The sequence below is a fragment of the Bradyrhizobium icense genome (genome assembly GCF_001693385.1).
GTDB lineage: Bacteria > Pseudomonadota > Alphaproteobacteria > Rhizobiales > Xanthobacteraceae > Bradyrhizobium > Bradyrhizobium icense.
In genome coordinates, this window is record NZ_CP016428.1 from 4,239,599 (window position 1) to 4,261,656 (window position 22,058).

The following is a 22,058-nucleotide window of genomic DNA, read 5'->3' on the forward strand; positions in this document are numbered from 1 at the left end:
ACTCGTCGCTGATGCCTGCCGACCCACGTCCAAGATGGATTTCCGCAGCAACGAAGCTGGTCGGACCGAATACAGGAATCTGAGCCGGCGCGACGCCGGGCCGATTCCTGAGCGGTCCACCCCATTCGTTGACGCCACCGACCGTGGCCGCAGGAGTTTCGTCCCGCATGAAAATCGAACCGATCGCAGTCGACTTTACCGACGAGCAGAAGCGCTACCTCGAAGGCTTTACCGCGGGCTTGCAGATAAGCCGCGTCGGGCGCGGCCTCGGTAACGCGGGAAAGGCGAATGCCGAACCGACGGGTCCGGATGCCGCCCATATCAAGGCGCAGGACAAGGTCACGGCCTCCGGCAAGAGGCTCGCCGACCAGGAGAAGTTCAAGCGCGAGGAACATCCGTTCGACGCTTATCCGCGGCTCAAGCAGCAGGCGCTCGATAACGCGCCGCCTAACCCTGCGGACAATTTCCGCTGGCGCTATTACGGCCTGTTCTACGTGGCGCCGGCGCAGGATTCCTACATGTGCCGCCTAAGGATCCCGAACGGCATCCTGAAGCACTGGCAGTTTGCGGGACTGGCCGATCTGGCCGAACGGCTGTGCGGGCCGTTCTGCCACGTCACCACGCGGGCAAATCTGCAGGTGCGGGAAATTCCGCCCAAGCATGCGGTGGCGTTGATCGAGGGCATTCAGGATCTCGGCCTCTGCTCGCGCGGCACCGGCGCGGACAACATCCGTAACGTCACGGGCACCCCGACGGCGGGGATCGATCCGCAGGAACTGATCGACACCCGCGAATATGCCCGCGAGTGGCACTACCACATCCTCAACGACCGCTCGCTGTACGGTTTGCCGCGCAAGTTCAACGTCGCCTTCGACGGCGCCGGCAAGATCGCCGTGCTGGAAGACACCAACGACATTGCATTCACGGCGGTCGAGGTGAGGGACGGCTTTGGTGCCGAGCCCGGCATCTGGTTTCGGCTGGGGATCGGCGGCATTACCGGTCACAAGGATTTTGCAAAATACACCGACATCATCGTCAAGCCGGCCGATGCGACCAAGGTCGCTGACGCGATCGTGCGCATCTTCATCGAACTCGGCGACCGCACCAACCGCAACAAGGCACGGCTGAAATACGTGCTCGACGGAATGGGGCACGAAAAATTCCACGCGCTGGTCGAGGAGCGGCTCGGCAAACCTTTCACCCGCGTGCCGCCGGAAGCACTCGCGCCGCGACCGGCGTTCGACCGCATGGCTCATATCGGCGTGCACAGGCAGAAGCAGGTGGGGCTGAACTGGATCGGCGTGTCACTGCCGCTCGGCAAAGTCACCTGCGAGCAGATGCGGGGGCTAGCCAAAATCGCGCAGGATCTCGGCGACGGCGAAATCCGGCTGACGGTGTGGCAGAACCTGCTGATTCCGGGCGTGCGCGACGAGAACGTCGAGCTTGCGGTCGCTGCTATCAAGGCGATCGGGCTTGCGGTCGAGGCTTCGCAAATCCGCGCCGGGCTGATCGCCTGCACCGGCAATGCCGGCTGCCGATTTGCGGCGGCGAATACCAAGCGCCATGCCGCTGAAATCGGCGACTGGTGCGAGCCGCGCGTCAACATCGAGACGCCGATCAACATCCACGTCACCGGCTGCCATCACTCCTGCGCGCAGCACTACATCAGCGATATCGGCCTGATCGCCGCGAAAGTGGATGTTGGCGAGGATGTCGATCCCGTCGAGGGCTATCATCTCTTCACCGGCGGCGGCTTTGGACCCGACGCCGATGTCGGGCAGGAGGTCTATCGCGACCTCAAGGCCGAGGATGCGCCGCGGACGGTCGAGAAGCTGCTGAAAGCCTATCTCACGCATCGCACATCGCCCGACGAGACGTTCCTGACATTTGCGCGCCGCCATGACGGCGAGACGCTGCGCAAGCTGGCCGATGCTGAGGTCGCTGAAGCTCAGGTGTCCGCATGAACCAGATCACGCCTCCGCCCAAGGTCGAGATCATTCCCTCGAACGCGCCGTTCTCCGAAGCGCAGCGCTCCTGGCTGAACGGGTTCTTTGCCGGGCTCCTGTCCGATGCGACGCCGTTGTCGGCTGAACACGGCGCTGAAGTCATGCAGGACGCGGCCGGCGATGGCGATGACGGCGAAGCGCCGTGGCACGACCAGACCATGCCGATCGCCGATCGCATGAAGCTGGCCGAAGGCCGGCCGCTGCGGCGGCGGATGATGGCGGCAATGGCACAGCAGGATTGCGGCCAGTGCGGCTATGACTGCCACAACTATTCCGAAGCGATCGCGAACAAGAGCGAGGCGCGGCTCAACCTCTGCGTCCCCGGCGGCAAGGAGACCGCGCGGATGTTGAAGTCGCTCTATGAGGAGATCGACAAGACTCCGGCAGCCCCGTCATCGGCGCCTGCGGCAGCGCCGGCTGCGGTTACAACGAAGGTCGCAAGCGAACCCGGCCGCTCGCGCGACAATCCCGCGAACGCAAAATTCCTGTCGCGGCGATTGCTCAACGGCAAGGGCTCGGAGAAGGAGACCTGGCATATCGAGTTCGATCTTTCCGGATGTGACCTCGACTATGTCGTCGGCGATTCGTTCGGCATCTTTGCGCGCAACGACATCGGCCTCGTCGATCAGATCATCGCACTGTTGGGCGCATCGCATACGACGGAGGTGAGGGGAAAGACGCTGCGTGAAGTATTGCGCGACGACGTTTCGCTGTCTCCGGCGCCGGACTCGCTGTTCGAGTTGATTTCGTATCTGACCGGCAGCGCGTTGCGCGAGAAGGCCCGCGCGCTGGCGCAGGGCGAGGATCCCGATGGCGATGCGGCAACGCTCGACGTGATGGCGGTATTGCAGAAATTCTCCCGCGTCCGCCCACATCCCGAGGCGTTTGTCGAGGCGCTGGAGCCGTTGCAGCCGCGGCTCTATTCGATCTCGTCGTCGCACAATGCGACGCCCGGAAGGCTATCGCTGACGGTCGACTGCGTGCGCTATGTGGTCAACAAGCGACGACGTTTGGGATTGGCCTCGACATTCCTTGCCGAGCGCATCAATCCCGGCGACGAGGTCAAGGTCTATGTGCAGAAAGCCCATGGCTTCGCGCTGCCGCAGGATCCCAAGACGCCGATCATCATGGTCGGTCCCGGCACGGGAATCGCGCCGTTCCGCGCCTTCCTGCTCGATCGCCGCGCCACCGGGGCACCCGGCAAGAACTGGCTGTTCTTCGGCCATCAGCGCAGCGATTGCGATTTCTTCTATGCCGACGAACTCAACGCAATGAAGACGTCGGGCCTCTTGACGCGGTTGTCGCTAGCGTGGTCACGCGATGGCGAGAAGAAATTTTACGTGCAGGACCGCATGCGCGAGGTTGGCCGCGAGGTATGGACCTGGCTTGCAGAAGGCGCCCATGTCTACATCTGCGGCGATGCCAAGCGGATGGCCAAGGACGTCGAGCGCGCGCTGGTCGACATCGTCGCCCAGTTCGGCGCCCGAACCACCGACGAGGCCGTCAGCTTCGTCGGGGAACTCAAGAAGAAAGGCCGGTTCCAGCAGGACGTTTACTAATTCGGGTTCCCGCTCGCTCAAATCGGCCCGAATAAAATTCTCGCTCTGGTCGGGAAGAGGGGAAATTTCCCCTCGAAATCGTGCTGCCGGAGCGCCCATATCGCTATTTTCGGTGGACATCTTGCGTCCGGACGCGATCGATATTCCATATGCAGCCCATGCCGCGTTGGAGATCGATCATGCGCGAACTATCGGCGGAAGCCCGCCTGCACCATTACGCACGCTCGGTGTCCCGCCGTTCCAGCACCGGCTTTCACACCGCCGCGCTTTACAGCGCATTCGCGCTCATTGCCGCCATCGTGTTCGGCACGTTGTCGGTGCACCCGTTCTGAGATCAACCCGCCGTCTTGAACGGCGCCACCGTAATCCCGGCATCCTTCAACGCCTGACGCACGCCGCGTGCGATATCGACTGCACCCGGCGTGTCGCCATGAATGCACACGGTGTCGGTGCGCATCTTGATCACCTTGCCTGTGACTGACACGACTGCGCCGTCCTGCACCATCCGCACCACGCGGTCGGCGATTGCTTTCGCATCGTGCAGCACGGCGCCCGGCTTCTTGCGCGACACCAGCGAGCCATTGTCTTCATAGGCGCGGTCGGCAAACACCTCATGCACCATCGGCAGGTTGGCGGCTTCTCCCGCCTGCACCAGTTTGGAATTGGCGAGCACGACGAAGATCAGGTTGGGATCGACCGCCTTGATCCCGTTGGCGATGGCTTTTGCAGTCATGTCGTCCTCGCAGGCGACGTTGGAGAGCGCGCCATGCGCCTTGACGTGGGTGACCTTGTACCCGGCGGCCGTCGCAATCGCCTGCAAGGCGCCGATCTGGTAAGCGATGAGATTTTCGATCTCCGAAGACTTCAGGCCCGGGATCGGCCGCCGGCCAAAGCCGTGCAGGTCGCGATACCCTGGATGCGCGCCGACCGAGACGCCGCGCGCTTTCGCAAGCTCAACTGTGCGGCGCATGATGTCGGCATCACCGGCATGAAAGCCGCAGGCGACGTTCACCGACGTCGCCAGCTCGATCATCGCGGCGTCATTGCCCATTTCCCACGCGCCAAATCCTTCGCCGAGATCGCAATTGAGGTCGATGGTTGTCATGTTGTCCGTCCGCTTCTCGTGAGTGGATTGGTAGTCAGTCCGGGCCCGCTATGTCGACCATCGATACCGCGTGCCAGGTTCCGGCATCGACCGCGCTGACGGCATGGCCTGCGACATTGGCATCGTGCAGCGCGTCGATGTTGAGATCAACGCTTTCGATGGCGCGCAGCCGCTCGGGCAGGGTGCGCAGCAGTTCTGCAAATTTGCGCGCCTCGGCTTGTGCTTCCGCCATGCTGATGGCGCGAAAGCGAAAGGCGTGTCCGGCGGGGATCTGCGCCAACCGCCCGAGATCGGCGGAAATCACCGTCGCGATCTTCGGATAGCCGCCGCTGGTACCGCGGTCCGGCATCAGCACGATCGGCTGGCCGTTGCCGGGCACCTGCAGGCTGCCGTTGACGGTGCCGTCGGAGACGATGTTATGGCCGTGGAGGTGCTTGAGGATGGGGCCTTCAAGCCGGTAGCCCATGCGGTCGCTGGTCGCCGATATCTTCCATTCGCTGTCGACGAACAGCTTTCTGGTCTCATCGGTGAATTCGTCGTCCTGCGGACCCCAGACTATGCGGATCGGCGCGTCGGTTGCCGTGGGCAGCTCGATCCGCCGCTCCGGCGCGCCGCTTGCGGTCTTCGCCGGCAGTTCATCGCCGGATTGCAGCGGACGCGCATAGGGGCTGCCGAGGCCGGCGCGAGCGTTGACGGCCAGGCTGCCGAACATCGGCTCGCCGATAACGCCGCCTTCGATCGCGAGATAGCTGAATGCGCCGCCGCGGGCAAAGCCGAGCGTCAGCGTCTCGCCATCGACGAGGGTTGCTGAAGCATCTGATGTCACGGCGCGGCCGGCGATATCCGCATTGCGCGGGGCTCCCGTCAGCGCGATGCGCACGGCGCCGCCGCGCGCCGTGAACTTTGCTCCGAACGGACCGATTTCGACGGCTGCCATGAACGGTTCATTGCCAACCAGCGTGTTGGCGGCCGCCAGCGCCAGCCGATCCATCGCGCCGCTCGGCACAAGGCCATAGCGCTGGGCGCCGGGACGTCCGCCGTCCTGTACCGAACTGGCCGGGCCGATCGAGGCGATGACGAGCTTGCTCATGAGGCGATCTGCTCGGCAATGAATGCGCCGGCTTCGGCGGCGCGATCCTGCTCCGCAAACGTCTTGGCATCGACGGGCGTGAAGGTGACGTTGTCGCCGGGCTCCAACAGGAAGATCGGATCGCGGTGAAGCTGGTAGGTGCGGACTGCCGTCCGTCCCAGAAGGTGCCAGCCGCTCGGGCCGGCGAGGCACTGCACGCCGGTCTGGACGCCCCCGATCGAGATGGTACCGGCCGGCGTCAGCAAACGCGGGTTCTGCCGCCGCGGCATGTGCAGGCTATCCGCAAGCCCGCTGAGATAGGACCAGCCGGGCGTAAAGCCGATCATGGCGACCCGGTAGTCGCCGGCGACATGCCGCGCCACGATCTCGTCGGGCGTCGTGTTGAGGGTTTTGGCGACGTCTTCTAGGTCGATGCCGTGCTCGCCGCCATAGACGACCGGAATGCGCCAGCGCCGGGTCTTTGTCATTGCCGGTACCGGCCGTTGCGCGCGCGCGAGAATCTTTTCGCCGAGTTTGTCGAAATCGATCTCTACGGGGTCGTAATGCACCAGCAGTGAGCGATAGGTCGGAACGGTCTCCGTGACACCCGCGATGGGATCAGCAGCCAGCGCGCGGTCGAGCGCCAGCACCCGCCGGTTGGCGGCATCGTCGATGTTGCGGCTGAATTCCACCGTGATGGCGCTGTCGCCACTCGGCAAAAGGCGGGGCGGGGGTAGCGTCGCGGCCATGGCCTCTAAACTGTCTCGCAGCTCTGGCTTTGTTTTTGAGCATGATCTCTTCGGAAAACCGGTGCCCACTTTTCCGGATCATGCTCGTGCTGGGTCGAAGCTGTAGCGTGTTTTGGGCGTGAGTGGAATTCGCTTCGCGCGAAATCCGCCAGTAAGTTCAATAAATTAATCTGCATTCCGATGATAAGATGTTGTGATCGCGCTTCTTTCCACCGGCCCTTGACGCGATGTCAGCGCTTCGCAAGATGCGCTACCTTTCATCCATCCTCCGGAGCCTGCATTCCAGATGTCCCTGTCCCCCGAAGCCATCGCAACCCTGTCCGGCGTGTCCACCGCCACCATCACTACCGTTCTTCTGAAGAAGGGCCTGCGAAACGTCTGGATGCGCGGCACCAAGCCGCTGCGGCCGGGACAGCCGCGGCTGGTCGGACCGGCCTTTACGCTACGCTTCGTGCCCGCGCGCGAAGATCTCGCCACGCCGGAATCCTGGTCGTCGCCGATTTCGACCCGCACTGCGATTGAAGCCATGCCGAAAGGCTGCATCGCCGTGGTCGATGCCATGGGTGTCGCCGATGCCGGCATCTTCGGCGACATCCTCTGCGCCCGCATGGTCAAGCGCGGCGTTGCTGCGTTGATCACCGATGGCGTGGTGCGCGATGTCGAAGGCGTGCTCGGCACGAACCTTCCCGTCTGGTGCGATGGCTTTGCTGCGCCACCATCTGTCGCGGGGCTGACCTTCGTCGGCTGGGGCGAGCCGATCGGCTGCGGCGGGGTTGCGGTATTTCCGAACGATATTGTTGTCGCCGACCAGGACGGCGCCGTGCTGATCCCGCAGGCGCTGCTCGACCACGTGCTGGCCGAAGGGCCGGAGCAGGAACGGATGGAAGCCTGGATCGTCAACGAGGTGAATAAGGGCGCGGCATTGCCCGGCCTCTATCCGATGAATGCCGAGACCAAGGCGCGCTACGCCGCGACGAAGAAATAACTTCAACAGGCAGAGGCAACTCCATGGAAATCCATCTCGCGGGCTCCCGGCCGACGCGCCGCGCGCCGACTGAATATTTCACCGGCACGGTGCTGCAGGACCCGATCATCCAGGCCGAGGCGCCGGCACGGTTGGCCTCGACGCGCGTCTCCTTTGAGCCCGGCGCGCGCACGGCGTGGCATACACATCCGCTGGGCCAGACGTTGTATGTGATCTCAGGCGTTGGCCGCGTGCAGGCCAAGGGCGGACCTATCCGGGAAATCCGGCCCGGCGACGTCGTCTGGATTCCGCCGGGCGAGAAACACTGGCACGGCGCCTCGCCGACCAACAGCATGACCCACGTCGCCATGCAGGAAGCGCTCGACGGCAGCTACGTGACCTGGATGGAGCACGTGACCGACGCGGAATATTCGGCGAAGGTGGGTTAGAGCGTTTTCCAGCGAAGTGGATACCGGTTCGCGTCAAGAAAACGCGTCAAAACAGGAATCTAGAGCCCGGTTCTGATTCAATCAGAACCGGGCTCTTGCCCGCAGCCTCAAATCCGCTGCGCGGTCCAGGTGCCCGAGCACAGAGCGGCGCGCCATGTGCCCGATCCCGTTGTGCCCGCGAGTCGGCCGTAACCGACGGCCCGCTTCATTCCGCTCGCAAGGGTGACGCGGATGGCGCCGGCCTCGGCGACGCGGCCGGAAGCCGTTACCGCCGCGCTGTTCGAGGCGACCTGGCCGTTGTTGATACCGATCGAGACCGACGCGCTGCTGCTGCAAGCGGCATTGGAAGAGGTGATCTGTACATTCCAGTCGCCGTCGAATGTTGCGGCTGCGGATGGCGTCGCAAAGCCCAGCGCAGCAAGCAGCGAAACGGCGACCACGGATTTCCGAGACTTTACCATGACGTGCCCCTTTGATTTGGACACGACCACGATCTCACAGCGGTTCCGTGACGACTGTGATTGCCATCACGCGTCAGGATTCCATGAAAAAGCCCCGCGCAGCGGCGGGGCTTTTGTCGAATGCGCAGCGGTTCCTGCTGGTCAGTTGACGCGGGTCCAGGTCTGGCCGCCGCAGAACATGCCGCCGAAGGCGCAGCCCTGAACGCGCAGACTGTCAGTGCCCTTGAGCGCGATCGTCGAATCGTAGGTGCTGCCGGTATTCGGATCGAAAATCCGGCCGCTCCACTTGTCCTTGCCGGGCTTCATGTTGATCAGGACCTGCTCGCCGTTCTGGTTCGACTTCTTGTCGACGGAATAGCCGCAGAGATTTGGGCCACACGGTTCGATCCGCACCTTGCCTTCCTTCTCCTCCGTCAGCCAGACGCCAAGCGGTGAGTTCGCAGGCGGCGCCGCCGAAGCTGCCGGAGCCGCAGCCTGCTTCTGTTGCGGCGGCGGTGACGCTGGCGCGGCAACGGGAGCTGGTACTGGCGGGACTGCCGGTGCGGCGTTCTGTTGCACCGGGGGAGCAGCGGGCGCTGCCGCCGCAGGCGCGGCGGCGTCTGCCGGTGCAACGGCAGCGGTCGTGCTCGAGGGTGTTGCTGTTGTAGTGGCGGGAGCGGCTGGAGCAGGAGCAGCAGGTGCCGGCGCAGCCGCAGGGGCAGCCGCTTGCTCAGCCGGTGCCGGGGCGGGCGGCGCTGGCGCAGTCTCGGGGGCGGCCTGCGGCGCGGTCTTTGCCTGCTGCGGGGCCTTCCTGGTCGGACGATCGAGATCGCCTTCCTCGCCACGCGCGCGTTTGGACTTCTTGCCGGTATTGTCGTAGACGCCGGGAATGGAAACGGTGCCGCGATCGGGATCGATCGTAATGGTGCGGCCGCCATACTCGAAAGTGTACTGCGCCTGCGCAGCGGTAACGGTGCCAGCCAGCAAGAGCGCGGCGATAGCAAGGCACTTCTTCATTATGACGACCTCCTGAACAGGGAATCCGGATTTCCCGCAGCTACTACGCAGCGGCAGCCTCACTCAACGTGATCCAGATCACTTTCAAACTATGAGTCGTGTACTAGCGGCTTTGGTTCAATTCGGCCGCAGCAGTCTAAATTGTGCCCAATGGGCGGTCAATTTCATCGAAAAATACGCTCGTGCAACCGAGAATCCATCGAGCCAGGCGACATAAATTTTCCTGAAGCTTCCGTCCTGGATAGCAACGTGCAGCCATTGATCGACAAAGGCCTTCTCGGCAAAGTCGAACGGGGCTTGTGCGGATGCACCGCGCAGAGCACGCCGGCGTGCTGCTTCTGCTCGTAGCGGGTCTCCAAAGCGTCCGGCATCATCGGCCGATCCGCAGCGTGCCGAGCTCAACCACGCAAGTTACGCCTCGCCGCTCTCCTTGCGGGCCAGATTGCCGGCGGCGCTGCGTCCGGTCATCTCGCTCTTCAATTGCGCAAAGCGCCGGCGCGCGTCGCTTTCGCGATCGTCCACCATCTGGATCGCGGCTTCCCGTGACATCGGCCCCGTGACGATCGGCGTGGAGTTCTCCCCGATGGTCTCGTCGACATAATAGTCGCCATTGTCGAGCCGGACCGTCCATTTGAAGCGGATCGCGGTCATCGGGCCGGGTCCGAACTTGCAGTAGCCGTGAGCCTCGATGGGCGGAGGAGATGTCGGGAGGGGCGGAGGGACCACCGGCATCTGCTCCGCGACCGCGGGCTTTTCGGGTTCGCGACGGTTTTCCGGCGGGTCAAGAATGCTGGCGATGGTCGCCAGGGCGTTGTCGGTCGGGTCGCTTTGGGTCACGATTCAGCCTCCGGATCGAGCCCGTTTGCGGAATCAGTATCCATCGCCGCCCAAGGCTCTTGCTTTGCTTCCGAATAAAGCCAGGCTTTGTCAATCCGTGGCTTTTTTGGGGCGTAGCTAGGCGCGTACCGGCGGTAATTTGTTCTTCCAGGGGCGCACCTGTTCAAGCTGACCGGCCAGCCGGAACAGGGTGGCCTCGTCGCCGAACCTAGCCGAGAGCATCATGCCGAGCGGCAGTCCGGCCTCGTTCCAGGCCAGCGGCACCGACATCGCCGGCTGCCCGGACATGTTGAACATGGAGGTGCCGGGCATGTAGCGGCGCAGGATCGGGGCGATATGCGACAGATCGTTTGACATGGTGTTGAGCTCGCCGATGCGTAGCGGAGGCGCACACAACGTCGGACACAGGAAGACGTCGCATCTCTCGAAGAAGGTAGCCAGCGAACGCGAAATCTGGAAGGCGGCGAGTTGGGCGGCCACGTAGTCGGTCGCCGAGCTCCTCGTCGCGTTGCGCGAATGCGCCAGCGTCAATATCTCGAGATCATTCTCCGTCATCTCCCGCCCGAGCCGCTGCTCGATCAAGCGCACCGTCAGCGCGGTGTTGCCGCTGACGATGGTGGTCATCACCGCGGCCGGATCGGCGGCAAGCACGGGCGCCCGTTCCTCGACGTGATGGCCGAGCCCGGCCAGTAGGCTTGCGATCTCACGAACGGCTGCCGCGATTTCGGGATCGATCGCGTCGCCATACGGCGATTTATCGGTGAAGGAGATACGAAGCTTGCCCGGGTCGCGGCCGACTTCTTGCGAAAACGGCCGCTCCGGCGGCGGTGCGACGTAGGGACTCGACGGCTCCGGCCCGTGGATCGCGTCCATCATCACCGCGCTGTCGCGCACGCTGATGCTCACGACATGGCCGCAGGAAAATCCGGCCCAGCCTTCGCCGCGATCGGGACCCAACGGATTGCGCGCCCGGGTCGGCTTCAAGCCGAATACGCCCGAAGCGGAGGCGGGGATGCGGATCGAGCCGCCGCCATCACTGGCGTGCGCGACCGGGAGGATACGGGCTGCAACGGCTGCCGCCGCGCCGCCGGACGACCCGCCGGAAGAATGCTCCAGATTCCAGGGATTGCGGGTCGGCCCGAACAGGCGCGACTCGGTCGTTGGCATCAGGCCGAATTCGGGACTGGAGCTCTTGCCGAAGATGGATACGCCGGTATCGAGGAAACGCCGCGCCAGCGTCCCGGTGTGGTCAGCCACGAAATCCTTCAGGACCGTGGCGCCTGAGGTCGTGCGCGTACCCTCCAGGAGGTCGAGATCTTTCAGGAGAAACGGCACGCCGGTAAAGGGGCCGTCGGGCAGGCCGTATTCGATCTGACGCTCGGCATAGTCGTAATGCTTGACGACCACCGCGTTGATCTGCGGGTCGACCTTCGCGGTGCGGGCGATGGCCTCATCGAGCAATTCCCTGGCCGAGACCTCCTTCTTCCGAACCAGTTCGGCCAGGCCGACCGCGTCGTAATCGCCGTATTCCTTGAAGGCCATGCACACACCTCACTTGCCGGCCGGCCGACAGACGGGCCATGCCTGGGGCCATTGACTGCGGACGACTTAGCCGAGGACGTCGCGATTGATCACGTTCTGGCGCAACGGATCGCCGTCCAGTACGCTCAGAATGTTGCGGGCGGTCTGCTCGCTCATCCGGTCCACGGCTTCCACCGTGACGCCGGCGACATGCGGCGCCATGATGACGTTCGGCAGAGCGAGGAGCGCCTGACCGGCCGGCGGCGGCTCCTGCTCGAAAACGTCGAGCCCCGCGCCGGCAAGGTTGCCGGACACCAGCGCGTCATGCAGCGCGGCTTCGTCGACGATGCCGCCGCGCGCCGTGTTGATCAGATAGGCGGTCGGCTTCATCCGCTTCAGCCTGTCGGCATTGAACATGCCGACAGTCTCCGGATTCTTGGGACAATGAATGCTGACGAAGTCGGCCCGCGGCAGCGCTGCGTTGAGGTCGGCGACCGGTTCGCATCCGGCGGCCTTGATGTCGGCGGGGAGCTTATAGGGGTCGAACACCAGGACGTTCATTTCCATCGCGAGGCAGCGCTTGGCGGTGCGCGTGCCGATGCGCCCAAAACCTACGATCAGAACCGTTTTGCCAAACAGGTCGTAGGGCAGCATCCCCAGTCGATCCGCCCATTTGTCGTCCCTGACGAGCGAATGCATTTCCGTTGCACGCTTGGCGAGCGTCAGCATCATGAACAGCGCGTGTTCGGCAACCGACGGCGAATTGGCGGTGCCGGCCACCATCAGCGGCACCTTGCGGCGGCTCAGCGCGGGGACGTCGACGGCGTCGAAGCCGACGCCGATCCGGGTCACGACCAGCATGGCTTTCGAGGACTCAAGCTCGGGCTCGCCAAAACGGGTGGCACCGAGAGCGACGCCGTGGACCGGCGCATGCTCCTTCAGCTTGATATTGAAATCCGTCTGCGAAATCATGTTGGGAAATTCGACGAGTTCGATGTCGTCTCGCGCGTGAAGTAGCGCTCTTCCCTGCTGCGACATCGATTCCGTGATGAAGATTTTCTTCTTGTTGGTAGTCATTTCCTGCCCTTAGGTCACGCAATCGCGCCGTCAAAGGACGACGCCGGTCACCTCGTTTAGCAGGTGCATATTGTTTAGGTCCACAGCCAATCGGAGGGGGGCGCCGTCCTGCGCGCCGGCATTGGGATTGACCCTGCCGCAGACCTGCGAGCCTTCCAGCGTAAAATAGATCAGCGTCTCCATTCCCATCGGCTCGGTGACGTCGAGCACGGTCTCGAAGGCCTCCACGCCGGGTGCAAGATGCGGCCGAGCCTCGGTGATATGCTCGGGCCGCAGCCCCAGCAGCAATTGGTCGGTGCGCGGAATGCCCTGATAGCGGGCGGCGCGGGCCGGCGGCAGCGGGAAGGCGATGCGGTCGGTCAACCGGACGTGCAACTTGCCGGCGAGATCCTCCAGCCGGCACGGAACGAAGTTCATCGCCGGCGAGCCGATGAAGCTGGCGACGAATTTCGTCGCCGGCTTGTGATAGAGCTCGTTCGGCGTGCCGATCTGCTCGATCCGGCCATGGTTCATCACTACAACGCGGTCGGCCAGCGTCATCGCCTCCACCTGGTCGTGGGTTACGTAGACCGTCGTGGTGCGGACCTTCTGGTGCACCTTCTTGATCTCGATCCGCATCTGCACACGCAGCTTGGCATCGAGGTTGGACAACGGCTCGTCGAACAGAAATACCTTTGGGTTACGCACGATGGCGCGGCCCATGGCGACGCGCTGGCGCTGGCCGCCGGACAATTGCTTCGGCTTGCGGTCGACAAGTTCGACGATGTCGAGCATGCGCGCGGCCTCGTCGATGCGGCTCTTGATCTCGGCCTTGGGGTAGCGCTTCAGCCGCAGCCCGAACGACATATTCTCCGCAACCGTCATGTGCGGATAGAGCGCGTAGTTCTGAAACACCATCGCGATATCGCGATCCTTCGGCGGCACGTCGTTGACGATGTCGCCGCCGATCATGATGTCGCCGTCGGAGATGTCTTCCAGGCCGGCGATCATCCGTAGCGTGGTCGACTTGCCGCAGCCAGACGGTCCCACTAGCACGACGAACTCATGGTCGGCGATGTCGAGGTCGATGCCGCGCACCGCCTCAACCTCGTCATAGCGCTTCACAACCTTACGCAACGTCACGTCAGCCATGAGATCAACCCTTTGTCGCACCGGCGGTCAGGCCGGCAATGTAATAGTCCATCAGGAATGCGTAGATGATCAGCGGCGGCGCTGCGCCGAGCAGGGCGCCGGTCATGATCTGCCCCCAGTTGAACACGTCGCCCTTGATCAGCGTGGTAATGATGCCGACCGGCATCACCAACTGGTCCGTCGAAGTCGTGAACACCAGTGGATAGAGGAATTGCGCCCATGACACCGTGAAGGCGAAGATGGTCGCCGCAATGATGCCGGGAAAGGCAACCGGAATGAATATCCGCGTCAGTGTCTGGATCCACGACGCGCCGTCGATGACGGCGGCTTCATCCAGCTCCTTCGGGATCGAGGCGAAATAGCCGATCATGATCCAGGTGCAGAACGGCACCGTCAGGGTCGGATAAAGGATCAGCAGCACGTACCATCTGTTGATGAGCTGGATGCCGGTCCAGTCGCCGATGACTGCGAACATCTTGAATAGCGGAATGAAGAGCAGTGTCTCGGGGATGAGATAGGTCAGGAATACGCCGGTCGCGAGCGTCGCCGAACCCCAGAACCGCATCCTCGACAGCGCAAAGGCTGCGGGTACCGATATCAGCATGGTGATGGTGACGACGAAGATCGATACGATCGCCGAGTTCCAGAAGAAGCGCAGGAACTGGTTCGACGTCAGTAGCGCGATGTAGTTCTCCAGAGTTGGATGGAACACCCACCACGGATTGGTGGCCGCCGAGATCTCCGCGCTGCTCTTCAGCGAGGTGATGAGCATGTAGACCGGCGGCGTCAGGAAGAAGATCGCGAAGATCACCAGGAAGAAATAGGACCAGCGCAACGCCCACGCGCGGTCGCGGCTTATGCTGCCGTACTTGGCCTTGCGGGTCGGTCCGGCCTTGTCGATTGTCACCGTGCTCATCAGGCTTCATTCCCGCGTTTGGAGATATCGCGTAGGATGAAGATGGCCGCGACCGCCAGGATTGGCACCATGAAGAGGGATACGCTGGCGCCGAGCGGTATATCGCTGCCCTCGATCCCGATGCGGAACGCCCACGTTGCGAAAATATGGGTGTGATCGAGCGGGCCGCCCGCGGTCAGGATGCGCACGATGTCAAAATTGGCGAAGGTCACGATCAGCGAGAACAGCGTCGTGATCGCGATGATGTTTCGCATCATCGGCAGCGTGACGTACCAGATGCGCTGCCACCAATTGGCCCCATCGATGGCGGCGGCCTCGTAGAGCTGTTCCGGCACGGATTTCAGCGCCGCCAGATACATGATCATGAAGAACGGCGCACCCACCCAGATATTGACGAGGATGACCGAGAATCGCGCCCAATAGGCATCGCCGGTCCATGGAATCGGGCCGATGCCGAAGAACGAGAGCGTATAGTTGAACGCGCTGTAGGAGGGATCGAACAGCCAGAGCCAGGCCAGCGTACTCATCGCCGGCGGGATCACCCACGGCACCAACAGCATGCCGCGCCACTTGCGCTGCCCCTTGGCCGGGATGTTGTGGACGAAGTGCGCAATGATAAAGCCGAGCACCGCCTTGAAGATGACGGCCGTGATCGCGAAGATGCAGGATTGCTGCACGACGAGCCAGAATGTCTCGCGCTTGAACAGGAATTCGAAGTTGCCAAGCCCGACGAAACGCGACATCGACTTGTTCAATGTCGCCAGGTGCAGCGCGTAGAAGGCCGGATAGATGACCAGCGTCGCGATCAGCAGGATCAGCGGAAGAGCCATCAAGAATGCGACAGTCGACTTGCGCCTGAGCGCATTGTGAAGACTGGAGCGTTTGCGCGCGGTTTGCGCGGCAGCCCGGTTCGGCCGCAATGCGACGTCAGCCATGGTGCGTTTTCATCCTATAACGTTTCTGTCGGCTTCGCCGGGCCTACGATTGAAGGTGGATAGGGAATGGCGGCCTGCGATCAGGCAGGCCGCCAGGGTATCCCCGTCCGTCAGCTCCGCATGAAGCCTTCGCACTCGCCTTCGGCCCAGGCGAGCACCTTCTCCATCGCTTCGCCCTTGGAATAGCGCAGGCACATCTTGGTGAGGGTCGCCTGCGTATAGATCTGCTGGGCGATCTTCGGTGGGGCGGGTGCCGCGGCGATCGAAAGAGTCTGGTGGTTGTGCGGGTTCGGATAGTGGTAGAGCGTGCCCTTTGGCGGCCCTTCCTCCTGCCAGACCTTCAGCGTAGTTAGCTTTTCGTAGCAAGGCAGGTCGTAGCCTCCGCTCGCCACACACATCTTCTCGATCGCATCCGCTTGCGAAAGCGCCCTGAGCACGCTCTTGGCCGCTTCCTTGTTCTTGGAGAACGACCAGGTGCCCCAGAAGTAGGAGAGGTAAGGCGCGTAGCGGCCTTTCGGACCGGCCGGGAAGCCATGGGTCCAGCACTGCTCGGCGACTTGCGGCGCGTCGCGCTTGGCCACGGCCCAGGCGCTCGGCGGGTTCATGATCAGGGCGCCCCTGCCGGAGACCAGCCATTTGTTGTTGGAAGAGTCGTCCCAGGCGCCAGCATCCGGCGGCAGGAAGGAGATCAGCTTCTTGTAGAATTCCAGTGCCTGGCGCACCGCGTCGGTCTTGACGGTGAGGTTGCCCTTCTCATCGACGAGGGCAGCACCGAACGACTGGAAGATCGCGCCGGCCGTATCGACGTTGTCGCTGGTCTCGCCAAGTCCGATGCCGAAGGGAACGCCGCCTTTCTGGCAGGCCTCTGCGGCCTTGAGAAAGGTTTCCAGGGTCCAACTGTCGGCCTTCGGCGGGGCGCCTGCGGGATACAATGCCTTCACGTCGATGCCGGCATGCTGCTTCATCAGGTCGATGCGGGAGCAGGGCCCCTTAATCTGGCTGCCGACGCTCGCGGGCACCGCGAGCCATTTGCCTTTGGACTGGCCAAGATATTTCACGGTACCGTTGGGTTCGCCGTTCTGCTTGATGAGGCCTTCCATGACGTCGTTCATGGGTTCCAGCAGTTCGGCCTGCGCATGCGGCCACCAGGTCGGCATGGCGAGAATGTCGTGGCCGGATTTCGCCTGTGCTTCGGCTGCGATGGTGAGCAGGTTCTTGTTGCCCTGGCTCGGGATGTAGTCGATCTGAACCTCGACCTTCTCCTTTTCCGCCCAGGCATTGACGATGTCGGTCGAGGCCTTGTTGGCGCCGGGAACCCAGTGGTCCCAGAAACCGATCGAGAGCTTGCCGGCGGCATGGGCGCCGCGCACATAAGGCGCGGTGATGAGCGCTGCGGATGACAGCGCTGTCGCAGCAACGAATTGTCGGCGAGAAAGCTTCCTGCGTGACATAACGTTTCCTCTTTGCTGAGCCAGATTTTGCTTCTTATTATTCTTCTCCGTCTGGAGTGGAGCCGCGTTGAGGCGGTGCCCAGCGGAGATTTTGTAATCGGATCAGACCAGAATTGTTTGCATCTGTCGAGAAAACACATCGCCGCTGTCATTGAACTAACGTTGCGTGGAAATTCCGGGCGGCGGGAGCGACGATGTCGTGGCCGCGATATCGTCAATAATCACGCGGCGATATTGCGCCGCACACTTTGCGTTCGAGCAGGGCGCAAATTGCGCCGCTGTCGATGGAAGGCGCGTGTAACTGCTTGCTCCGAAGATGTTTCCTGCCGGGAACCGCGCGGCGCAGCGGTGGACGAGTTTGGGGCGGAAACGATAGTTTAGGCAGCGAAAGATTCTCACGCGCCTCGGCAATTGCGCGTGGCAAATTTCTCGATCGACCATGGAGACCCGACAATGACATGTCCTCAGCAGCTTGCGCCGATGCTGTCGCGCTGGTGTTTTGTACTTGGCGCCATCGGCGTGCTGGCTCTTGGCGCGTGTGCGACGGCGAACGCGCAAGGGCTGGTGCAAGGCGTGCAGCAAGGAGCGCGCGAAGGCAACAAGGCTGCCGGTCCGGTCGGCGGCGTGCTGGGCGGAGCGATCGGCGGCGTCGTCGGCGTGGTCACGGGCGTCACCGGCGTTCTGACCGGGGGCAACAACAATACCAAGGGTGGACAGGCTCCGGCAGCGAAGGATTCCAAGCAGGGCGAGCCTTCCAAGCAGGGTGAGACCTCGAAGCCTTCGAAGGGGTCCAAGGCGACGAAGATCGCCAAGCAGCAACAACCGCAGCAACCGGCGGTCCTCACCCAGACCGGCGCACCGCAACTGACGGCCGAACAGATCGTCGCCAACAGCGACGCCAATATCGAGCGGATCAAGAAGGAGCTAAATCTCACGCCCGAGCAGGAGAAGCACTGGGCCGCGTTCAACAGTGCGATGCACTATCTCGGTCACAATGGCGCCGACCGGCTCAACCTGCGCATTGCACGCGCCAAGCGCGATCCTCCCGACGACATCATCGAGCAGATGCGCAATGAGGCTCAATTTCTCAATGATCGCGCCGTCGATCAGCGCAACGTGGCCGATTCCGCAGAGCCGCTATTTGCCAGCTTGGACGACAAGCAAAAGGCGGTCTTCATTCAGGAAATGGTCAACCTCAGCCACGAGCGCGGGCTCGACTAGAAGGGGGCGGCCGGACGAATAGCCGGGCACGCATGCCCTGGGGTAGGTTGAAAGGCGCGGCACCCGGCTATTCTGCCGCAGCGGCGCGGCTCCTCCAATTTCATTGCAATGATGAAGAAAACCGGACGAACTCGCGCCTTACTGATGGCTGACTTGCGGCGTTGTCGGGAACTTGGTTCTTTGGCGGACGGTGTTGCAGCGCGACATCACGCGCAGGTCAGGCGGCAGGAGCGAGCCCTCAGGCATTGGGAAAGTTCAGCTCCAGGCCGACGCCATCAATAGCCGGGGAAATCCAGCGGCGGACGGTCGCCATTCTCCAGCCCAAGCACATCGCAATAGAAATCCTTGGTGCGCTCGAGATCGGCGGGCTCAATGGTGTAGTGCTGCAGTCCGCCAGGTCCCATGGCCGTTCTCCCTAAACAAAGCTGAGGTCGGTATCGACGCCCATCATCCAGGCGCCGACGGTTTCAAAATGCCGGAGTTGGCCTTGCAACTGCTGGGTCACGGTATGGATGTCGCGGAACCGCCGCTCCAGCGGATGGTTCTCGAAGATCGCAGTAGCGCCTGCGGCGTTGTAGGCGAAGTCGACCGCCTCGCGCGCCTTGTGGATAGCATGGGTCGAGGCCATGCGTATGTTCATGCGCTGCGCGACCGTGATGGTGGCGCCGGCGGTGAGATCCTTCCAGGTGTCGGCCATCGATTGCAACACATAGCCGCGCGCGGCGCGCAGATTGACTTCCGCCTGGGCGAGGTTGCACTGGACCACGGCATTATCCCGCAACGAGATCCTCGCGCCACGCGGCACCTTGTTGCGCATCGTATCGACGAAGTTGTCGAGGGCGGTGCGGGCGATGCCGCAGGCGACACCGGCAAAGCCGACCTGATAGCAGGTGTGGTTGCTCATGCGGTAGAGCGGGCCGCGCTCGCGGCATTCCCGGTCGAACTCACGGGTAATCGAATGGTCGGCGCGCACGAAAAAGTCGTTGAGCGCGAACTGGTCGCTGGCGGTGCCGCGCAGGCCCACGGTGTTCCAGATGTCGGTCCACTCGACGTCTTCGGAGCGTACCAGCATGGTGCGCTCGAGCGGGGCTCCATTGGCGTCGTATCTGGGCGAACCGTCGGCCGCATAGATCGGGCAGTGCGCGCCGAGCCAGGTCGCATGCCGGCCGCCGGATGCAAAGGACCACACGCCGGTTACCCGGTAGCCGCCGTCGCATTCGACTGCGCGAACCCTGGGGCCGGGGCCCCATGCCAATACTGCGCGCGGATCGCCGAAGATCGCCTGCGCCACCGGCAGATCGAGATAGGCCGCGGACATCGCGCAACCGCCGGCCTGGCTGAGACACCAGGCGGTGGAAGCATCGGCCTTGGCAATGGTTTCGATGACGTGGAAGAAAGTCATGGGATCGGTTTCGATCCCATTGGTCGAGCGGGGCAGCAACAGCCGGAATAATTGCGCATCGTGCAGCTTGTCGAGCAGCGCCGGCGGCAGCCGGCGGGTCGTCTCGACGTCGTCGGAAGCTGCCGCGACGTCAGACCGTATGGCTTCGGCCCGGGCGATCACTGCCTGGTCGCCCGCGAGATCGGCAGAGTTTGCGATCGGTGTATTCAAGGCCATGCTTGCCGGTTCGTCGCGTCGCGTGCCTCATCGGTGGATAAGGCTATCGCGCCGTCGCCATGATCGGCAAGTCCATAGCGCCGCGGAGCACATCTGCGTAAAATCGATTGAGATATCGTGCCGCTCTGCACATCGTGCCGCTCTGCACAATGAGCCCGACGATCACGTGGACCGTGTGGGACGATTTGGCCCGTCGGCTGGCCATGCCCCGTTCCGGCCTCCCCGCGAACGCGTCCGACTTGTTTAAGGTTTTGCGCTAACCTCGCGCATTGGCCGGAATCTATGCGGCGGGGCGAGACGACATGGAAGAGAAGCGAAAATTTCCGCGAACGGAGATCGAGGAGCCTGCCTATGTTTCGTCGGGCGGCTCCGTGATGCGCTGCGTCGTGCGGAACATCTCACGCGAGGGCGCTGCGATCGATGTCGACAACCCTGCCTTCGTCCCGCAGCATTTTCGTCTGGTGATGGCCAAGGATCCCACAATCGTGCACGAGTGCCGGGTAGCATGGATCCAGAAGAATCGTATCGGCCCGACCTTCACCAAGATGGTGGACGCGGTTGCGGATCGGCCAACGTCGAGCGGGACGTGCTGAGTACCTGCGGCTCGATTTTGCCGTCCAAGTTTCTCGAACGGCATCGCGCTTCCAGCGTTCTCATGGATGAAGAACGTCGGCATCGAATCCCTCTTCAGAGCCTCAAGAGGCAAGGCGGTGCGCAAAGATAGATAACAATCGCGTTTGACTTTCCGCACCACAGTCGGCAGGTTTGTAACCAACAACCATTGCCAACGCCCGCAAGAGGCGAGGTGCCGAGCAGGACGACGAACGTCCGCCGGTTCGGGGAGCGGGGGATACGCCAGTACAACATGCGACCTCCCTCGCGGTGAGTTACACCAGTGGGAGGAGTTTATGCGCACAATCGTCAAGTTGGGAGCGATAGCGGTCGCTGCGGCGATCGGACTGGGAACGGCTTCGGCTGTGGCCCAGGACAAGAAGGTTCGTATCCAGATGCAGTCGAACTTCGCTTCGACGCTGGCATTGCTGGGACCGAACGCAAAATACACAGTCGATCAGATCAACAAGCTGTCGGGCGGCAGCATTGAAATGAAGTTCTTCGAGCCCGGCTCCCTTGTGCCGCCGGGCCAGGCGTTCGACGCCGTGGCGTCGGGCGCGCTCGATGCCGCCTGGGCTACTCCTGGCTTCTGGACCGGCAAGGACATCGCCTTTGCCGTCTACTCGACCGTGCCGTTCGGTCCGGGTATCCCCGAATACCTCGCGTGGATGAAGGAAGGTGGCGGCGAGAAGGGGATGCAGGCGCTCTATGCCAAATTCGGCATCCATTCGATCATGTGCCACCTGATCCCGCCGGAGGCGTCAGGCTGGTTTCGCAAGGAGATCAAGACGCTCGACGACATGAAGGGGCTCAAGATGCGCTTCTTCGGTCTCGGGGCCAACGTCATGCAGAAGCTCGGCGTGTCGACGCAGCTACTGCAGGCGGGCGAAATATTCCAGGCACTGCAACTCGGCACGATCGACGCCACCGAGTTCTCCATGCCGGTGATGGATCTCAGCCTCGGATTCCACCAGGTGGCGAAATTCTACTACTTCCCCGGCTGGCATCAGCAGGCGACGGTCGGCGACCTCATCATCAACAAGGCCAAGTGGGATAGTCTGTCGGCGACCCAGAAGGCCCAGGTCGAGGCGGCTTGCGACCAGACCGTGCTCAAGGGCATCAGTATCGGCGAGTCAGTGCAGGGCCCCGCGCTCAAGGACATCGAGGGCAAGGGCGTCAAGCTGATGACCTGGAGCCCCGAATTCCTCGCCGCATTCGAGAAGGAATGGAAGGTCGTCGCCGCGGAACAGTCAGAGAAAAGCCCGGAATTCAAGAAGGCTTGGGATTCGCTCAGCAAGTTCCGCACTGAATATTCGGCGTGGCGTGATCGGGGCTATCTGAAGTAGGCGCCCCACCGCGTGTGGCCGCCTTCGGGCGGCCG

Annotated in this window: 22 protein-coding genes and 1 pseudogene; 8 read left to right on the top strand and 15 right to left on the bottom strand. The window is 62.9% G+C overall.

The annotated features are described in order from the left end of the window. Window positions 1-167: 167 nt before the first annotated feature. The 3 genes from LMTR13_RS19975 to LMTR13_RS19985 all read left to right on the top strand — a co-directional run bounded on the left by LMTR13_RS19975 (window position 168) and on the right by LMTR13_RS19985 (window position 3,897). The gene (locus LMTR13_RS19975; protein ID WP_065729321.1) at window positions 168-1,964 is read left to right on the top strand and encodes a NirA family protein; all 1,797 of its coding nucleotides are present in this window, start codon (window positions 168-170) and stop codon (window positions 1,962-1,964) included. Further along, window positions 1,961-3,565, top strand: coding sequence for a sulfite reductase subunit alpha (locus LMTR13_RS19980; RefSeq protein WP_065729322.1), 1,605 nt, complete (start codon window positions 1,961-1,963; stop codon window positions 3,563-3,565). The genes LMTR13_RS19975 and LMTR13_RS19980 overlap by 4 nt, the downstream gene beginning before the upstream one ends. Before the next feature lie 179 nt (window positions 3,566-3,744). Beyond that, the gene (locus LMTR13_RS19985) at window positions 3,745-3,897 is read left to right on the top strand and encodes a hypothetical protein (protein WP_197520871.1); all 153 of its coding nucleotides are present in this window, start codon (window positions 3,745-3,747) and stop codon (window positions 3,895-3,897) included. A gap of 2 nt (window positions 3,898-3,899) precedes the next feature. Here the strand turns inward: LMTR13_RS19985 and LMTR13_RS19990 are convergent, their stop codons facing one another. The 3 genes from LMTR13_RS19990 to pxpB are packed head-to-tail and all read right to left on the bottom strand — an operon-like array spanning window position 3,900 to window position 6,488. Further along, complete coding sequence (locus LMTR13_RS19990; RefSeq protein WP_065729324.1) at window positions 3,900-4,670, bottom strand: LamB/YcsF family protein; 771 nt, start codon at window positions 4,668-4,670, stop codon at window positions 3,900-3,902. 34 nt (window positions 4,671-4,704) lie between these two features. Then, window positions 4,705-5,760, bottom strand: coding sequence for a 5-oxoprolinase subunit C family protein (locus LMTR13_RS19995; protein WP_065729325.1), 1,056 nt, complete (start codon window positions 5,758-5,760; stop codon window positions 4,705-4,707). Then, a complete protein-coding gene (gene pxpB / locus LMTR13_RS20000; protein ID WP_065729326.1) occupies window positions 5,757-6,488 on the bottom strand; it encodes a 5-oxoprolinase subunit PxpB in 732 nt (243 codons plus the stop codon). Before pxpB ends, LMTR13_RS19995 begins: the two co-directional genes overlap by 4 nt. 286 nt (window positions 6,489-6,774) lie before the next feature. Between pxpB and LMTR13_RS20005 the strand changes: the two genes are divergently transcribed. Together LMTR13_RS20005 and LMTR13_RS20010 are read left to right on the top strand one after the other, a co-directional pair. Next, window positions 6,775-7,473: a ribonuclease activity regulator RraA gene (locus LMTR13_RS20005; protein WP_065729327.1), complete on the top strand. Its 699-nt coding sequence runs from the start codon at window positions 6,775-6,777 to the stop codon at window positions 7,471-7,473. 23 nt (window positions 7,474-7,496) lie between these two features. After that, window positions 7,497-7,901, top strand: coding sequence for a (R)-mandelonitrile lyase (locus LMTR13_RS20010; protein ID WP_065729328.1), 405 nt, complete (start codon window positions 7,497-7,499; stop codon window positions 7,899-7,901). 107 nt (window positions 7,902-8,008) lie between these two features. Here the strand turns inward: LMTR13_RS20010 and LMTR13_RS20015 are convergent, their stop codons facing one another. From LMTR13_RS20015 to LMTR13_RS20055, 10 genes and pseudogenes are all read right to left on the bottom strand, one after another. Further along, the gene (locus LMTR13_RS20015) at window positions 8,009-8,362 is read right to left on the bottom strand and encodes a hypothetical protein (protein ID WP_065729329.1); all 354 of its coding nucleotides are present in this window, start codon (window positions 8,360-8,362) and stop codon (window positions 8,009-8,011) included. 141 nt (window positions 8,363-8,503) lie between these two features. Continuing rightward, the gene (locus tag LMTR13_RS20020) at window positions 8,504-9,358 is read right to left on the bottom strand and encodes a DUF2147 domain-containing protein (protein ID WP_065729330.1); all 855 of its coding nucleotides are present in this window, start codon (window positions 9,356-9,358) and stop codon (window positions 8,504-8,506) included. A gap of 198 nt (window positions 9,359-9,556) precedes the next feature. Further along, window positions 9,557-9,732 (bottom strand): annotated as a pseudogene (locus LMTR13_RS39420) (transporter substrate-binding domain-containing protein); the annotation flags it as partial. A 37-nt stretch (window positions 9,733-9,769) separates the two neighbouring features. After that, window positions 9,770-10,195: a hypothetical protein gene (locus LMTR13_RS20025; protein WP_065729331.1), complete on the bottom strand. Its 426-nt coding sequence runs from the start codon at window positions 10,193-10,195 to the stop codon at window positions 9,770-9,772. A 117-nt stretch (window positions 10,196-10,312) separates the two neighbouring features. Beyond that, on the bottom strand, window positions 10,313-11,737 hold the full coding sequence (locus LMTR13_RS20030) for an amidase (RefSeq protein WP_065729332.1): 1,425 nt from the start codon (window positions 11,735-11,737) through the stop codon (window positions 10,313-10,315). Window positions 11,738-11,803: 66 nt separating this feature from the next. Then, window positions 11,804-12,793 carry a hydroxyacid dehydrogenase gene (locus tag LMTR13_RS20035; RefSeq protein ID WP_065729333.1) on the bottom strand — a complete coding sequence of 330 codons (990 nt, stop codon included), beginning with the start codon at window positions 12,791-12,793 and terminating at the stop codon, window positions 11,804-11,806. A gap of 30 nt (window positions 12,794-12,823) precedes the next feature. Further along, window positions 12,824-13,924, bottom strand: coding sequence for an ABC transporter ATP-binding protein (locus tag LMTR13_RS20040; protein WP_065729334.1), 1,101 nt, complete (start codon window positions 13,922-13,924; stop codon window positions 12,824-12,826). Window positions 13,925-13,928: 4 nt separating this feature from the next. Next, window positions 13,929-14,840 (bottom strand): carbohydrate ABC transporter permease, encoded by a 912-nt coding sequence (locus LMTR13_RS20045; RefSeq protein WP_065729335.1) that lies wholly within the window; start codon window positions 14,838-14,840, stop codon window positions 13,929-13,931. After that, window positions 14,840-15,775, bottom strand: a complete 936-nt coding sequence (locus tag LMTR13_RS20050; RefSeq protein WP_065729336.1) for a carbohydrate ABC transporter permease — start codon at window positions 15,773-15,775, stop codon at window positions 14,840-14,842. The genes LMTR13_RS20045 and LMTR13_RS20050 overlap by 1 nt, the downstream gene beginning before the upstream one ends. A 110-nt stretch (window positions 15,776-15,885) precedes the next feature. Beyond that, complete coding sequence (locus tag LMTR13_RS20055) at window positions 15,886-17,226, bottom strand: ABC transporter substrate-binding protein (RefSeq protein WP_065729337.1); 1,341 nt, start codon at window positions 17,224-17,226, stop codon at window positions 15,886-15,888. Between the two features lie 453 nt (window positions 17,227-17,679). Between LMTR13_RS20055 and LMTR13_RS20060 the strand changes: the two genes are divergently transcribed. After that, entirely contained in the window at window positions 17,680-18,447 is a 768-nt protein-coding gene (locus LMTR13_RS20060) for a Spy/CpxP family protein refolding chaperone (RefSeq protein ID WP_065729338.1), read from the top strand. Between the two features lie 275 nt (window positions 18,448-18,722). Here LMTR13_RS20060 and LMTR13_RS40875 read toward each other — a convergent pair whose 3' ends face one another. Together LMTR13_RS40875 and LMTR13_RS20065 are read right to left on the bottom strand one after the other, a co-directional pair. Beyond that, entirely contained in the window at window positions 18,723-18,851 is a 129-nt protein-coding gene (locus LMTR13_RS40875) for a VOC family protein (protein ID WP_156795688.1), read from the bottom strand. An 11-nt stretch (window positions 18,852-18,862) separates the two neighbouring features. Next, the gene (locus LMTR13_RS20065) at window positions 18,863-20,065 is read right to left on the bottom strand and encodes an acyl-CoA dehydrogenase family protein (RefSeq protein WP_065729339.1); all 1,203 of its coding nucleotides are present in this window, start codon (window positions 20,063-20,065) and stop codon (window positions 18,863-18,865) included. A gap of 302 nt (window positions 20,066-20,367) precedes the next feature. Between LMTR13_RS20065 and LMTR13_RS20070 the strand changes: the two genes are divergently transcribed. Further along, a complete protein-coding gene (locus LMTR13_RS20070) occupies window positions 20,368-20,658 on the top strand; it encodes a PilZ domain-containing protein (RefSeq protein WP_065729340.1) in 291 nt (96 codons plus the stop codon). 315 nt (window positions 20,659-20,973) lie between these two features. After that, window positions 20,974-22,023: a TRAP transporter substrate-binding protein gene (locus LMTR13_RS20075; RefSeq protein ID WP_065729341.1), complete on the top strand. Its 1,050-nt coding sequence runs from the start codon at window positions 20,974-20,976 to the stop codon at window positions 22,021-22,023. Window positions 22,024-22,058 lie beyond the last annotated feature (35 nt).